This window comes from Pseudoduganella sp. RAF53_2, from assembly GCF_052113985.1.
Classification (GTDB): Bacteria; Pseudomonadota; Gammaproteobacteria; order Burkholderiales; family Burkholderiaceae_D; genus Rugamonas.
Window position 1 is genome coordinate 1 of the sequence record NZ_JBFRDW010000062.1, and the last position, 15,010, is coordinate 15,010.

Consider the following 15,010-nt stretch of genomic DNA (forward strand, 5'->3'; position numbering starts at 1 on the left):
GCGCGCGCAGTACAGACCGTCCTTGTGACCACGCGCCGCCGCGTGGAAAGCTCGCAGAACGTGCCCACGCCGATGACGGTCCTCGGCGACGATTTACTGGAGGGCAGCCGCACCTACCGCGTGCAGGACTTGCAGCAGCTGCTGCCCAGCACCACCATCAACTACGTCCACGCCCGCCAGATGAGCTTTGCCGTGCGAGGGCTGGGGAATAATCCCGCCAGCGATGGCCTGGAGGGCAGCGTCGGCGTCTATCTCGACAACGTCTACCTGGCGCGTCCCGGCATGGCCGCTTTCGACGCCCTGGACATCCAGCAGCTGGAGCTGCTGCGCGGGCCGCAGGGCACGCTGTTCGGCAAGAACACCACGGCCGGCGTGTTGAATATCTCGACCCGCAAGCCGACGTTCAGCCCGGAACGCAGCATTGAGCTGTCGGGCGGCCAGTTCGGCTACAAGCAGGCTAAGGCCATCCTGAATGGCGCCGTCAGCGAGACTGTCGCCGCGCGCCTCTCGGTCTACAAAACCAATGACGACGGTTACATCACTAATCGCTATAACGGCCGCGAGGTGCAGGGTGGCGACCGCCAGGGCGTGCGTGCGCAGGCCCTGTATGAGGCCGGCCGCGATTTCAGCCTGCGCCTGATCGCCGACTATAACCAGGAAGACTCCAACAACGGCACGCTGATCTTCTACAGCGCGGGGCCGAGCGGCAAGGTGCTCACGCAGGCCAGGCTGGTGGGCGCTTCGCCGGTACTGGATCCCAACGAGCGCGCCGTCAATCTGGACACCGGTTCGCGCGTCAATGTGCACCAGGGCGGCGTATCGGCCGAGGCAAACTGGACGTTCGCAAACGACGCAAAGCTGACCTCCGTCACGGCCTGGCGGCGCTGGAACTTCATCCCGCGCAACGACGATGGCCTGAATGTGCCGGTCACACTGACGGCCGGCGCCTCCGCCAACCATAAGCAGTTCTCGCAGGAGCTGCGCTGGGCCACGCCATCCGGCAAAGCGGTGGAATCGGTGTTCGGGGCCTATTACTACTACCAGGACCTGTCCAATAATTCCTTTACCGTCAACGGGCCACTGGCCGACATCTACAACGGTACGCCGGCTGGTGCCTGGGCCAATGTCTCGAGCGAAGCACCGTCGACGCTGCGCGTGAACAGCTACGCCCTGTTTGCGCAGTCCACCTGGCATGCCGACAGCCGCTTCGACGTCACCGGCGGTCTGCGCGCCAGCTACGAAGACAAGGCCGCCCGCGTCACGCGCAATGCGCCGACGGGCGGCGCTGCCGTCACCGGCGCCGCACTGGCTTCACGCAGTGGGCGTTACGGGGTCTACGACTCCGGTCCGCTCGAGCTTAACCAGTTCAGCCCCACTGCCCTGCTCAGCGTGGGCTACAAGGCCGCGCAGGATGTGCTGCTGTATTCCAGCCTGTCGCATGGCGAGAAGTCCGGCGGCATCAATCTGTCGGTGCCAGGGGCCGGCGGCGCTGCCTCGCTGCTGGTGGGTACCGAGCGCTCCAATGCCTTTGAACTGGGCGTGAAGAGCACCGTGCTGGACAACCGTCTGCAATTGAACGGCAACCTGTTTGCCACCGTCGTGCACGGCTACCAGAGCAACGCCTATGATCCCGTCAGCCGTACCTCCTACCTCACCAACGCGGGCAATGTCCGTACCCGCGGCGTGGAGCTGGAGGCGATCGCCACGCCGGTACGCGGCCTGACGCTGCGCGCGAATGGCTCGTTCAACGACGTCAGCTATCTGAAGTACACCAACGCGCCGTGCCCGCCGGAGATCAATGCCACGTTCTGCGACCTGTCCGGCCGTCATGCACTGGTCAACGCGCCGCGCTGGATCGGTAACCTTGGCGCGCAATATCAGCACGCGGTCGCCGACGGCTTGCAGGCTTACTACAACGCCAACTATGCCTACCGCGGCGAGACTTATGGCACGCTGGATGCATCGGCCTATTCGAAGATTCCGGCTTACAGCGTGACCAATGCATCCATCGGCCTGCGCGGCACGCGCAGCGCAGCGTGGGACGTGTCGCTGTGGGTGAAGAACGCCTTCGACCGCCAGTACTACACCAGTCTGTGGAACGCCAATTTTGGCTCATATAACGCCGTCATCGGCACACCGCGTACCGTGGGCGTCACGGGCCGCTACGAATTCTGAACGGGGATAGCATGAATCCATTACGACGCGCCGTCCTTGGCGCACTTTCCACCTTTGCCCTGGCGCCGCGTGCGGCACTGTCCGCCGCCGATGCCCGGCCCAATATTCTGTTCATCCTGGCGGACGATCTGGGCTGGGGCGATCTGAGCGTGTACGGTCAGACCGATTTCCGCACCCCCAACCTGGACAAGCTTGCGGCGCAGGGCCTGCGGCTGACGCAGGCGTATTCCAATTCGGCGGTTTGCTCGGCCACGCGCTTCGGCCTGATCACGGGGCGCTATCAGTACCGCCTGCGCGGCGGGCTGGAAGAACCGATCGCCGGCGCTTCCGACACCATCGGCCTGCCGCCGGACCACCCCACCCTGCCATCGCTGCTGAAAAAAGTGGGCTATCGTACGGCGCTGATCGGCAAGTGGCATCTCGGGTATCTGCCCACCTTCGGTCCGCTCAAGAGCGGCTACGACAGCTTCTTCGGCAATTACGGCGGGGCGATCGACTACTTCACGCACAAGCCGGGCGTTGGACCCGATGTGAAGGAAGACCTGTTTGAAGGCGAGGTGCCGGTGCACCAGGTCGGCTACTACACCGACCTTCTTGGCGAACGCGCGGCGGAATTCGTGCGCAAGCAGGACAAGGCGCAGCCTTTCTTCCTGTCGCTGCATTACACCGCGCCGCACTGGCCGTGGGAAGGCCCGCAGGACGAAGCAGTGTCGAAGGAGATCAATAATATCTTCCACTACGACGGCGGCAATCTGCGCACCTACGCCAAAATGGTCACAGCCCTCGATGCCTCCATCGGCCGCGTGCTGCAGGCGCTGGAGCAGCGGGGCCTGACGGAGAACACCATCGTTATCTTCACCAGCGATAACGGTGGCGAACGCTTCTCCCGCACCTGGCCTTTCAGCGGTCAGAAAACGGAACTGCTGGAAGGCGGCATTCGCGTGCCGGGCATCGTGCGCTGGCCGCGCCGCATCAAGCCCGGGCAGGTCAGCGAGCAGGTGGCGATCAGCATGGACTGGCTGCCGACCCTTCTGTCCGCAGCCGGCACGGCGCCCGATCCCGCCTACGCGCCGGATGGACAAAATCTGCTGCCGATACTGACCGGCACGGGACAAAAGATTGAGCGCACGCTGTTCTGGCGCTACAAGGCCAATGCGCAGCGCGCCGTGCGTGCCGGTGACTGGAAGTACTTGAAACTGAACGGCCAGGAGTTCCTGTTCAATGTGGCGGACGATCAGCGCGAGCGTGCCAATCTCGCACGCCGCCATCCGGAAAAGCTGGCGGAACTCAAGCGCCAGTGGGAAAGCTGGAATGAAGGCATGCTGCCCATCACGCCCGATGTGCGCACCCACGGCGTGAACGGCAAGGTGCAAGCCGACAAGTACAGCCCGGAAGGCAACGACTAGCCTTTAAGGCTCGCTGTGGCGCGTGCGAAACGTCCGACGGAGGATCTTCCGTGACAGACGCTGATTTTCACGTGCGCGATGAGTGGAGAATAAAACAAAAAACCGCCGCTCCAGGGAGAACGGCGGTTTCTTTGATGTCCATTCATCGTACTGGACAGTGTTCTGGCGGAGACGGTGTCTCCATTCCTGTCGTCTCCGTTCCGCTCCAAAACACTCCGAACGTCGGCCTTCTCTATTAAAAATCGAATTGATTGTACACCGATCGTCTCGAGCCGAATCACAAAATATACTAAGAGCTCGCATCGATTTGTGGGCAGAATTGTGGGCAGAAGAAGCAGGCAGACCTTGACGGTCATGGGGATCAATTCCAAGAAGGAGCCCGGCTATTACGCCGATGGCGGGGGCCTCTACTTGCGCATTTCACAAGGCGGCACCAAAGGGTGGATCTTCCGCTTCATGCTTCGCGGGCGTGCCAGGGAAATGGGGCTCGGTAGCGTGCGGGATAAGACGCTTACACAAGCGCGTGACGACGCCGCGAAGTGCCGCCAACTGCTGTTGGACGGTATCGATCCTATCACCCACCGAGATCCGCGCGGGAAGCACTTCGCCAACAGGAGGCCGAAAAACCGCGCAAAGTATGGACATTTCAGGAGTGTGCCGCAGAATATCACTCGACCCACAGCAACGGGTGGCGCAACGCCAAGCATGCGCAACAATGGTTCAGTTCGCTGGCCAACCACGCCTTCCCTATATTGGGCGACAAGGACGTGAACCACATCGGAAAGCCTGACATCCTGGCCGTTCTGGAACCGATCTGGCTGTCCCATCATGAAACGGCTTCCCGGATCCGCCAGCGCATCAAGGTCATCCTTGACTGGTCCGCTGCGCGCGATTTCCGAACAAACCAATTTCCGCACCTGTGGGACCAGCTGGAGCGCGCGCTACCGCGAACGAGGGACGTCCGCAAGCCCGTGCATTATCTCGCGTGCCCGTACGAACAGGTTGGCAAGGCCTTCGTCGCAATCCGCGAATGCGGCGCCTCCTCGTGCATCAAGCTGGCCATGGAGTTCACGATTCTGACCGCTGCGCGTACCGGAATGGTACGCATGGCCGTCTGGGAGGAATTTGATCTGAGCAGGCGCCGCTGGACAATCCCCGCAGAGCGCATGAAGGCTGGCGTCRAGCACAGGGTTCCGCTCTCCGCGCAGGCCCTCGCGATCCTCAAAACTCAGGCCAGAGGCGTTACAAAGCCTCATGGTTTGGTTTTTCAAACTCCGTCAGGAAAAGCACATAGCGACATGACGTTTACGATGCAACTGCGCCGGCTTGGCTTGGAGTATACGATGCACGGGTTTCGTTCCACATTCCGTGACTGGGCTGCCGAACAAACCGCCTTTCCGTCCGAGGTCTGTGAGGCGGCGTTGGCGCATACGACCAAGAACGCCACCGAGGCGGCCTACTTTCGCAGCGACCTGTTCGAGAAGCGGCGTGACTTGATGGATAATTGGGCAGGCTACTGTGAGCGCGAGTGCAGCGCTGCGGCGCGCCAGGTCGGGGCCCAAAGCGGAGGATGATCGGCGCGGTGATGATTAAGCACCGCTCCAGGGAGCGGCCGACGACTCATCTAGCGGACACCCTGGCTTTGATCCACGCTTCAATTTCACCGCGCCCCCATCCCGACGCGCGCCGAAAGTTTTACCTGTTTCGGGACTTCCCTTTGCGTATCGCCTTATAAATCGCGGCGCGAGACTTGCCGCATACAGCTGTAACCTCGGGCAGCCGCATGATGCTAAGTTCTGGGGCGAGAGATTGATCGTGCATAGCGACCTCTGTGCGAATGGGTATGCCCGCTGGCGACACCAAAGCATATCGCTTCTGCCGCCGTAAGCGGCGCTGACGATGCCGGCGATGCCGCGCCCACTGTGCTCGCCGTCAGGAAAACGGATCGCGAGCGCCGCGCCTCGGAAGTCAACGTCCTCACGCTCTACTTTACGACCGGCCAGAGAACCTTTGCGGAGCACACGTGGATGCTCTGTTGCGCTATTGGACTGCAGACCCCGAACTTGCCGCGTCTCTCGGCGATACGGCCAACCTACTGCAGCCCAGGGCCCATCCGTACAGCGCCGCCTGTATCCAGCAGAAGTTGTGCTTCCTGCGCGTCTTCGCTCCCTGGATCGGCAAACCCGGTCTGGTTCGCGATGCCGAGCGCTGCACCACACAGCCGGAGCTTGTGCGCGGAAGCTACGGGCGCAGTACGACAAGTGATGGAGCGGTAACGGCATTGATGTCGAGGCGTCAATCCATGCGGTGGCGGAGATTGATCCGCACGTCGCGGCCCAACTGTGCATGGCCATGGTGACCTGATCGGTAAATTTGTTGCCACCAGCATAGTTAGGCTTCGACTAAGCCGCCCCCATATTTCCGAAGTGCCCGACTACGCACTGCCGGCCAGTTGTGCGGCGATCGATCGCTACGTAAGCTTCTTGCGCATAATGCGGGGCACCAAGGGGGGACGCCTGCGCTTCGCTGCGATCCGCACCGACGCGCAGCACGAAGCCCTTGTCAGTGCCAGGGCTATCGCACGATGTCCGCACTCGAACTGGGCCCGACCTGGCCTGTCACTGAAGCAGTCGCTGGACCTGTTTTCCAACGTGGTACGCGCGACAGGGCTGACCAAGAAGACACTCGGTGTGACGCCGCATGGCCTGCGTCACGAGTTCGCAGGAGACTTATACATCGATATCACCAACTTGCAGCCGCCGGTCCGGGGCAGCACCCCGTGCTCCGACCCCGACACCATGCGCGCCGCTTGTCAGGAAGTCGCCCGGCAGCTTGGGCACAACCGCCCCAAGATAAGCAATGCCTATTTAGGTCAGCCAACTATTATGCGCAGTAAACGCAGCAAGACGACTTCCGTCCCTACGTGAGAACGGAAATTGGCGGTAGTGAACTCAACATAAAAGTTTCATGATTATCTTCCCTGGCGGCCATTGGGGCCGCCATTTTCGAGGAGGTGATCATGGATCAGCTCAATTCCGAGGTCGAAGTGCCAGCTAGCCAGGAGCGGGAGCTGGAGCTGGAGCTGGAGCAGCTTTGCACAGGGGCGCTGCACGAATTACTGATGCGGGGCTATTGCAGAAGAACGGTAAACCGGTACGCCCTGGTGTGGCGGCATCTGGCCGAATTCGCGCGCAAGCAAAACCTGGGTAACCGATACTCGCGTAACCTGGCGATACACTTTGAAGAGGTCTACGGTCATTGCGACGTGAAGCGCCTCCAGGCCGACGAGCGATGGCGCCGGCACCTCGTGTTCGGCCTCAGAATCCTCGATGACTATGCGCACACGGGAAGCATCATGCGCTTCGTTGTCGAGAGGAGCGGCCTGCGCATTCCACCAGCAATGCGAAAGCCGATGCGTGACTATGAACAGTACGCGAAGGAGCAACGTCACCTTCGTATGTCGAGCCTGCAAGAGCGAATGCATGCGATTGCCGTGTTCCTCGACTTCCTACGGTCACGGGACGTACCAGCCCTCGATCAGATGCAGGCAGAAGACATCAGTGCCTTCATCAAATCCAGATCGCACTGGAAGGCCCGGACTGTTTCCCAAGTCATGTGCAGTCTCAAGCTGTTTCTACAATTCCTGTTCATGCGCGACGTCCTGCCACGAGACTTCAGCTTCGCGGTGCCCACGATCAGGAAAACACGTCATGACACGATTCCATCGGTGTGGGATCAGGAACTTGTTACAAGGCTCCTTAATGCTGTGGATCGCAGCCTGCCCAAAGGCAAGCGAGACTATGCGATCCTTTTGCTTGCGGCGCGCCTTGGCATGCGGTCGGGCGACATCCGAACGCTGCGACTCGACGATCTCCACTGGGTGGATGCGACGATCGAGATCACACAAGCCAAGACCGGTGCGCCACTGGTTTTGCCGATGAGCGAAGAAATTGGCTCGGCGCTCATTGACTATCTAAAGTCGGCCCGTCCATCCAGTTCGCACCGGGAGGTGTTTCTTCACTTAAGGCCGCCTTTCGACCCCTTCTCCGAGAAGAATCATCTTTACCACATTGTCAAATGGTGGCGGGAACTGGCCGGCATTCAATTCCGAAGCAAACAGCGCAAGGGGTTGCATTCGTTGCGCCACACGCTGGCAACCAGGCTACTGCACGAAGAGACGCCATTGCACGTTATTTCGGCTGTCCTGGGCCATGCATCATCGGCGACGACGTTCATTTACGCCAAGGCTGATGTGGAATTGCTGCGTAGTGCTGCGCTCAACACGGAGGAGGTGCATCATGTCCAATAAGGTTGCCCAGTTTGCTGGCAGGAGCCCGCTCGCGCCATTGATGGAACAATTCATTCAAGAGAAGCGGGCGTGCGGTTACAAGTATCATCACGGCGCTATATTCCTCAGCCGGTTCGATGCCTTCCTATGTAGCCAAGGGTTGGATCGATGCGAGTTGCCGCGAGCACACTACCAGCAATGGTTTGCCAAGCAGCGTCACGAGAGCGCTGCAAACCAGCAAATGAGAATTTCAATGGTTCGCCAGTTCGCCTTGTACATGTGTCGGCATGGACACAGCGCCGATGTACCGGACAGGATGTGTGGTGTGAAAAGTGGGCAGGCATCCTCCTTTGCGCCGCGCATTTTCTCGCATGCCGAAATCGAGCGGTTGCTTGCCACGGTTGATCAGCTCAAGCCGGATGCGAAAGCATCGCCATGGCGCCATCTTGTCATGCCCGAGGTTTTTCGGCTTCTTTATGGCTGCGGCCTTCGCGTCAACGAGGTACTGCAATTGCGCGTCGCGGATGTTGACCTCGTTCGTGGCGTCTTGACGGTACGCGCAGCCAAGTTCGGCAAGGATCGCCTGGTTCCCCCGGCGCTGCCGCTCGTCCAGCGCCTTGGGCAATACGCCGCCGTGATCGGCCCGCGACAAGACGATGCGTACTTCTTCCCGTCGGCGCAAGGCGAGAGTTGGAGTATCCAAGGTGTCTATGGGCTGTTTCGCAAATTGCTGTATCGCAGCGCAATCTCGCATGGCGGTCGTGGACGAGGACCGCGTATCCATGACCTGCGGCACACGTTTGCCGTGCACACCCTGTTGCGCTGGTACCGTGAAGGCGCGGACCTGCAAGCCAAGCTGCCGGTACTGGCGACCTACCTGGGCCACTTGTCGGTTGAAGGCACCCAGCAGTATTTGCATTTGACGGCCGAGTTGTTCCCGGAAGTCATGGTGCGTGTTAACGAAACATTTGGCGATGTGATCCCGGACAGGAGGGGGTCATGAAGCCGACCGACTTCTCCATCCACTTGACGAACTTCCTGACGCGCTACTTGGCGGCGCAACGCAACCTGAGCCCCAACACGATCAAGGCTTACCGCGACGTGTTCATCTTGCTGCTGCGGTTCGCGCGCGATGTGCGAGGCATTGCCACGGAACGGCTGCTGCTTGCGCATATCGATGTTGCATTCATCGAAGCCTTTCTGGAACATCTCGGAACAGTGCGGCATTGTTCGTTGCGAACGCAGAATCAACGCTTGGCCACATTGCACGCATTCTTCCGGTATGTACAGTCTGAGGTGCCGGAGCATCTGCTACAGTGCCAAAAGATTCTGGCTATTCCCTTGCGGCGCCATGAGCAGCATGAAGTTGGTTATCTGTCCAGGGATCAGCTTGTGCAGGTACTAGCCCATCCTGATCTGACGACGCGTGCCGGGCGAAGGGACGCGGTGTTATTGAGCGTGCTCTACGACACTGGATCCCGAGTGCAGGAACTAATCGACCTCAATGCCGAGGATGTTCGCTTGACCTCTCCCGCCCAGGTCCGGTTATTTGGCAAAGGGCGCAAAGCGCGCGTTGTGCCCCTGATGGAAGCGACGGCACGGCTTCTGCGGGATCATATCCGTGAGTGCGGATTGGATCGTCCCGAGCGTAGCCATCAACCGCTCTTCCAGAATAGGCTAGGCGGGCGGCTATCGCGTTCGGGCGTACGCTACCTTTTGCAGAGCCACGTTGATGCGGTGCGCCCGGGCCTTCCCGGCTTCACGCAACCGGTCAGCCCGCACAGCTTGCGTCACACGAAGGGCATGAGCCTGTTGCAGAGCGGTGTCTCGCTGGAAATCATCCGTGATTTTCTCGGGCATGTCGACGTGAAGACGACGCAAATTTACGCGAAAGCGAACCTGGAGATGAAGCGTCGGGCACTGGAGAAGGTTGCCGACGCTCCGCTTCCTACCATGCCGTCATGGCAACAGGACAAGACCTTGCTCGACTGGCTACACTCGCTGTAAGTGTCCACGTCTTGGGTGACATAGCGCTTGGCCAGAGAAATTATGTTGAGTCAGAATCATTGGCATCAAAAGCTGGCGGGCGCTGTGCAGCTCTACTGCGCATAATAACTGGCGAACCTAAATAGGCAATATGTGCCGCTACACATATTGCCTATCTGGGCTTGCCATGTTCTCCCGCCGCAGGCAACGATGCCGCAGGCAGACGCACTCGCACTTGCGGAAGGTGATGGCTTACGCATCCCAAGATCAACCAAGCGCGCCACATCGATGCTGTTCAACAGGCTCTGGCTGCGCGGCTTGCCGGATCACCAGCGCGGCGTACGCCAAGCCCGTCGTGCACTGCGCACGATTCAGACAAAGCAAGGTACGCCGGTCGAGGCGCGTTTTTTTGCCCTATCGGCGCAAGATCGAGCCGCTCGTATTCGAGGAGATCGCGCTCAGTGCCATCGAACATGCAGGAAGATTCATGGGACGGAATCTGCGGTATTGCTGCGGTGGCAGCCCCGACGCTTGGATGGTGAGCACGGGATGGAGCGCAATTCAGACCAAGCGCTGCAATACGCATAAAGCAGCCAGCAGGTGGTCGCCTTCAGCGCTTTGCGGCAAAGGACTGCCGCCCCGAAGCAGGTAAGAACGCAGCAATTACCTGCAATGGTTCCGCGCATGGGCGCCGCATGCCATAGTTGATGACGCGTGCGACGACTCGAGGTGGAACGCTATGTGTCCGGAGATACTCCCCAGCGATCCGAAAGCCCTTACTAAAGTTCAGCTCAAAGCCCGTGTCGACGATTAGGGCAAGGCTGGCGTCAATTCGGCGTTCGTTTTTCATGATGGCCTAATTGGAGGGGCATCTCTCCAGCATAGTCACATTCCATAAGATAGCCAGACAAACTGTACTGCACCATACCGCATTTGGCGCGTTCCTGCCACGGCCAGCGCCCCAGAACAATTGCGATAGATCCGCACCGAAAAGTCATCTGCGCAATCAACATTTAATCGTGTGCCGGTGCACTCGCAATTGCCGTACGATTCAAGGTCCCACCAAGAAACAGCCATTCCCACTCTCTAGCCTGTTGTGTAGAAGTCGCAATGACTCAAGGCTAACATCATGACTCAAGTTGGATCCCGCGTGCTCCTGGTCGATGACAACCACGACGCTGTCGATATGTTTTCAGAACTGCTCGGACTATACAATGTCGAGAGCCGAGTGGCTTACGACGGCTACTCCGCCATCACGCTCCTCGCAGAATGGCCCGCAAATATTGTCTTCCTCGATATTGTAATGCCCGGCCTGGATGGCTATGAAACTGCTATCGCGATGCGTTCTCTGCCTGGATTTGCCGATCTTCCCATCGTGGCCTGGTCTGGATGGGATCGACAACATAATGATGAAGCTTTCTCTCGCGCCGGTATGGTCTGTCGGCTGACCAAGCCGGTTGACCTGCAAGACGTATTGGATTTGATTCACCTGTACGAAGCCAGGCGATAGATGGCATTCACGGTAGGCTAACAATCACACCGTGCCAGAACAGTCTGTGGCAGCGCGTCTGCGTCGTGGCGTCGCATTGTGACACCAGCGTCCTCCGAAAGCGCCAGCGAGCAGATTGCGCCCAAGCCGCCAACGTGCGCGTGCGGTCTAAAATCCTATCCGTAGCTCGCCAAGCGCCATGCAAAGCGTCGCAAAGGATGCTGTCCAGAGCGCCCAGCGTCGACGCACCACCCTTTCAGGCCGGTCAGTAACTGCTCTTGCGTCGCCGACGTTCGCTGCCACAACTTCTCCAGCGCCTGCCGCGCCACATGCATCTCGTGAAGCGCCGCACTATAGGCCATCACTTGTTCCAGATCGACTCGCTCCTCGCCAGTGAGATGACAAGGAGCGCGCAGCAACAGGCGCTTAGTCCGCGCTAGCGCTGAACGTGGAACCTGTTGCGCCAACGTCGCACGTTCCGAGTGAAAGACCGCCAACGTCAATATCGTCATTTCACGCATCAAAATGGCCCGGTTCCCTAGCACCTGCCTCAACGTAGCCAATGTTGGCGCGAACTGTCCAACCCGGCGCTTCAATGGTTCGCGCGCGTGCCGAACCGACGCGAGGCGCAGCCGCCGCAATAGGCTGATATATGCCCATCCGATATCCAGTTCAAACCAGCGAACGGAGAATTTTGCCGATGTCGGAAAGGTGTGGTGATTGTTATGCAGCTCCTCTCCGCCGATTAATAGGCCAAACGGCACAATATTTGTGGCCGCCTCCTTGCAGTCGTAATTGCGATAACCGGCATAATGTCCAACCCCATTGATCACGCCGGCGGCCAGGAAAGGAATCCACATCATCTGGCAAGCCCACAAAGTCAAGCCCCATGCGCCGAATAGGACCAATTCAATCACCAGCAGCAAACCGACGCCTTGCCAGGAATATCGGCGATAAAAGTGCCGCTCCATCCAATCATCCGGCCCGCCACCGCCAAAGCGCTCGACCAGCGCAGGGTTCTTGATGGCATTTCTGTACAGCTCCGTTCCGCGCCACAAAACCTCGTTCAGGCCGACCACCCGAGGACTATGCGGATCATGGGCGGTTTCGCAATGTGCGTGATGGGATCGATGGACAGCCACCCACTCCCGCGTCACCATACCTGTGGTCAACCACAGCCAGAAGCGAAAGCAATGCGCAGCCAACGGCCGCAAGGTGAGCGATCGATGAGTCTGGCATCGATGCAAATAGACCGTCACCGAGACAATGGTCGCATGCGTTGTCACCAGTCCGACCAGTAGCATCTGCCACCAGGTAAACGCCAAGAGCCCTTCCGTCACCAATTGCAATTGCATCGCCATATGGGTCGTCCTTCAATTTCAAGAGCCTACAAATTCGGATGTGCAACAGCAAATGCGACTGCATCGCACAGCTTCTCGTATCGATAGCCGCCATAGCGAAAGCGGCAAGCGACATATACGACGCCATGCAGCTTCATCAACTCCTGTTCCAGGCCAGATGGACAATAAGGTACTTCCCAGTGCGCCTGGAATGCATCATCAGGTAGAAAGCCGTCTTTGAAGTGCTCCGAGACGGCATAACGCAACGCATCGTCAAAATGGTCATAGCGGTGCTGCCGGAACGCATACCGTTTTCCATCGAAGGATATTTCAAAGCGCGCCCCAAGACTTTCGTCCATCTGCTGGGGCCCGCCAATTTCATGCGTGCTCACCATGTGCTACTCCGCTCAGGGTCTTTTTGAATGCATTCAAAAACGCAGAATCTGTCTGCGCGCATGTGCCACCGCATCCATATCAGCGTCTTCCCGGGTACCGAAGGCATCCTCGGGGAACACGATATGCTGTTTGATCTTGTCCGGCCAATGCAAGCTAGTGGAATCGGTTGGCGGTGGCATGTATTTGAGTATTGCAGTTGACGCAAATCTCACTGTGCCATCCTGGCACCTGAATTCTGCGCATCTTAGCATGATCTTCCAACCACGGAACCATGACGGTGTTCGTCGATGCATTGCATACTCCTCCGCTCGCCGTCAGGAATATTTTCGGGAAGGAGGTAGTGACGAGCAAGTCCTACATTCCGGAGTAATACGACATCAGCCGACCGGTTGCAGTTGCGGCGCGAATGAAGGCGACACTTGATGCAGCGGCCATTTCTGTACTCTTCGGTGCAAAGGAAGATTGGTGCAAAACGCCCTATTGGCTAAGTACCTGTGTCCCACTATACGCGCACAGATCGCAATAACCTAACGAATTCTCAGAAAGGCCTTAAGATACGCGTCGTCGCCCCGAGCATCAGGTACAAAACCTCACATTGCGCCAGCTTGGCCAGAGAGCGCTGCCACAACCCGGATGCGCAATGTCGGCATAACTTGTGCTCACCCCGCCGAACGCTTCATCGCTTGTGCCTCGCTGGCTGCAATGTGTTCTTCGCGGGCAGCAATCGAATCTACGTTACCGTCCACCAGGCCCGCAGCGCGCTCAGCGTCGCATTGCACCCCAGCAGCGTCGGCGTGCTCGACCAGGCTTTCATCAACCGGAGGATTCAGCATGTCCTCCAGCATGGCACGTAATTCGGCATCGTCCGGCACCTGTCCGCGCCGTAACCTTTGACGGATATAGTGCTGAATTTCCGACTCCTGTTCGGCACTGAGAGGCAAGCCACGGAAGGAATGCTCCGGTCCAAGGTCATTCATGTCGGATCTCCTAGTAGATGACTCTCCTCAGTGTACGCCTAAATCTCTCTACAGGTTCGTTTGCTGGCTTTGCTGGCGTCCGATGCCTGCGGCCATTATTAGCAAATGGCATGGCCCCATGCCGGTCCTGTTAGCGCGGCATGCAAGGCACTGTTCGTCCATCCGAGCCCAAGGGGATCTGGCGACACCTGCAGCGGTACTGCGAGGCGCCAGGTTATGCCCGCGGTCTCATCCATGGGACCAACAATGGAAACGCACAGCCGACCATGCCGTCGATTCGGTACCCTTTGYGATGGGGAGACCGGCATCGGAAGAGCCCTGCTCGCCAGATTACGCATGGCGAAAGTTGTACCTTTCGCGGCACCGCCATCCGGCCAATCGAGCCGGATAGACGAAGCACCTATGGATCTGACAATACACTCATCCGCATTGGCATCAGAGCGACAAGCTCGCACACCCGAGCGCGCTGCCGAACACGAGCATGCCCATCGACCTTTCACCGCCGCGCGAACCTACGTACTCGCTATCGCGAGGACACTTGAATTCTTCCGCTCGTCGCGGCCGCACCCCTGTCACGTAGAGTGTCGGCTCGTCGAAGCCGCCTGAAGGGCTTTCGACCAGAAGCTCAAGGTCATCAGGATAGGTGGCGAGAAGGCGAAGAAGGTCTAGTTTTGTCATTACAGAAGATTCACGCTTGAATGTTTAGGCCAGCGAAGGCCTGTAGACTCCAGATCACCGCTCATTGCCTGCTCCCTGGGTCCTCCGAGAAAGTTTGACTTTAACTCACCTAAATTCAATTGTCAGGTCATCGGCACTCGTCCAGCTACGGACCTTTTCCAGTCAAGTGTGATCTGCATTGGAAAAATTAGACGCTTCAGAGCGCGAGTTTTTGGTCAATAATTCCTTAGCGGGAGGGTTTGACTATGAAGCGCAAACATTTTCCAGCGGAACAA

12 protein-coding genes and 1 pseudogene are annotated in these 15,010 nt (G+C 58.8%); 10 read left to right on the forward strand and 3 right to left on the reverse strand.

The window, feature by feature from the left end:
• From AB4Z11_RS06055 to AB4Z11_RS06100, 10 genes and pseudogenes are all read left to right on the forward strand, one after another.
• The coding region (locus AB4Z11_RS06055) for a TonB-dependent receptor (RefSeq protein WP_442023433.1) at positions 1 to 2,175 on the forward strand (2,175 nt) is incomplete at its 5' end.
• An 11-nt stretch (positions 2,176 to 2,186) separates the two neighbouring features.
• Entirely contained in the window at positions 2,187 to 3,581 is a 1,395-nt protein-coding gene (locus AB4Z11_RS06060; RefSeq protein WP_442023435.1) for a sulfatase family protein, read from the forward strand.
• Positions 3,582 to 3,935: 354 nt separating this feature from the next.
• On the forward strand, positions 3,936 to 4,352 hold the full coding sequence (locus tag AB4Z11_RS06065; RefSeq protein WP_442023452.1) for an Arm DNA-binding domain-containing protein: 417 nt from the start codon (positions 3,936 to 3,938) through the stop codon (positions 4,350 to 4,352).
• Positions 4,238 to 4,492: pseudogene (locus tag AB4Z11_RS06070) on the forward strand (phage integrase central domain-containing protein); the annotation flags it as partial. The gene AB4Z11_RS06065 and the pseudogene AB4Z11_RS06070, both read left to right, overlap by 115 nt.
• Positions 4,493 to 4,498: 6 nt before the next feature.
• Positions 4,499 to 5,155 carry a tyrosine-type recombinase/integrase gene (locus AB4Z11_RS06075; RefSeq protein WP_442023454.1) on the forward strand — a complete coding sequence of 219 codons (657 nt, stop codon included), beginning with the start codon at positions 4,499 to 4,501 and terminating at the stop codon, positions 5,153 to 5,155.
• A 768-nt stretch (positions 5,156 to 5,923) separates the two neighbouring features.
• Positions 5,924 to 6,508: an integrase domain-containing protein gene (locus AB4Z11_RS06080; protein WP_442023437.1), complete on the forward strand. Its 585-nt coding sequence runs from the start codon at positions 5,924 to 5,926 to the stop codon at positions 6,506 to 6,508.
• Positions 6,509 to 6,600: 92 nt separating this feature from the next.
• Positions 6,601 to 7,890 carry a tyrosine-type recombinase/integrase gene (locus AB4Z11_RS06085; RefSeq protein WP_442023439.1) on the forward strand — a complete coding sequence of 430 codons (1,290 nt, stop codon included), beginning with the start codon at positions 6,601 to 6,603 and terminating at the stop codon, positions 7,888 to 7,890.
• Positions 7,880 to 8,872, forward strand: a complete 993-nt coding sequence (locus AB4Z11_RS06090; protein ID WP_442023441.1) for a tyrosine-type recombinase/integrase — start codon at positions 7,880 to 7,882, stop codon at positions 8,870 to 8,872. Before AB4Z11_RS06085 ends, AB4Z11_RS06090 begins: the two co-directional genes overlap by 11 nt.
• Entirely contained in the window at positions 8,869 to 9,876 is a 1,008-nt protein-coding gene (locus AB4Z11_RS06095; RefSeq protein WP_442023443.1) for a tyrosine-type recombinase/integrase, read from the forward strand. Before AB4Z11_RS06090 ends, AB4Z11_RS06095 begins: the two co-directional genes overlap by 4 nt.
• Before the next feature lie 1,108 nt (positions 9,877 to 10,984).
• Entirely contained in the window at positions 10,985 to 11,365 is a 381-nt protein-coding gene (locus AB4Z11_RS06100) for a response regulator (RefSeq protein WP_442023444.1), read from the forward strand.
• Positions 11,366 to 11,520: 155 nt separating this feature from the next.
• Here the strand turns inward: AB4Z11_RS06100 and AB4Z11_RS06105 are convergent, their stop codons facing one another.
• The 3 genes from AB4Z11_RS06105 to AB4Z11_RS06115 form a co-directional block, all read right to left on the reverse strand.
• Positions 11,521 to 12,705, reverse strand: a complete 1,185-nt coding sequence (locus AB4Z11_RS06105) for a DesA family fatty acid desaturase (protein ID WP_442023446.1) — start codon at positions 12,703 to 12,705, stop codon at positions 11,521 to 11,523.
• Positions 12,706 to 12,731: 26 nt separating this feature from the next.
• Positions 12,732 to 13,079: a hypothetical protein gene (locus AB4Z11_RS06110; protein WP_442023448.1), complete on the reverse strand. Its 348-nt coding sequence runs from the start codon at positions 13,077 to 13,079 to the stop codon at positions 12,732 to 12,734.
• A 660-nt stretch (positions 13,080 to 13,739) separates the two neighbouring features.
• A complete protein-coding gene (locus tag AB4Z11_RS06115; RefSeq protein ID WP_442023450.1) occupies positions 13,740 to 14,057 on the reverse strand; it encodes a hypothetical protein in 318 nt (105 codons plus the stop codon).
• Positions 14,058 to 15,010 lie beyond the last annotated feature (953 nt).

Bases quoted from the DNA above. Each gene is read 5' to 3' on its own strand.
- AB4Z11_RS06100 (WP_442023444.1), top strand. From the start codon at position 10,985: ATGACTCAAGTTGGATCCCGCGTGCTCCTGGTCGATGACAACCACGAC.
- AB4Z11_RS06115 (WP_442023450.1), bottom strand. From the start codon at position 14,057: ATGAATGACCTTGGACCGGAGCATTCCTTCCGTGGCTTGCCTCTCAGT.
- AB4Z11_RS06065 (WP_442023452.1), top strand. From the start codon at position 3,936: ATGGGGATCAATTCCAAGAAGGAGCCCGGCTATTACGCCGATGGCGGG.
- AB4Z11_RS06085 (WP_442023439.1), top strand. From the start codon at position 6,601: ATGGATCAGCTCAATTCCGAGGTCGAAGTGCCAGCTAGCCAGGAGCGG.
- AB4Z11_RS06105 (WP_442023446.1), bottom strand. From the start codon at position 12,705: ATGGCGATGCAATTGCAATTGGTGACGGAAGGGCTCTTGGCGTTTACC.
- AB4Z11_RS06110 (WP_442023448.1), bottom strand. From the start codon at position 13,079: ATGGTGAGCACGCATGAAATTGGCGGGCCCCAGCAGATGGACGAAAGT.
- AB4Z11_RS06090 (WP_442023441.1), top strand. From the start codon at position 7,880: ATGTCCAATAAGGTTGCCCAGTTTGCTGGCAGGAGCCCGCTCGCGCCA.
- AB4Z11_RS06095 (WP_442023443.1), top strand. From the start codon at position 8,869: ATGAAGCCGACCGACTTCTCCATCCACTTGACGAACTTCCTGACGCGC.
- AB4Z11_RS06060 (WP_442023435.1), top strand. From the start codon at position 2,187: ATGAATCCATTACGACGCGCCGTCCTTGGCGCACTTTCCACCTTTGCC.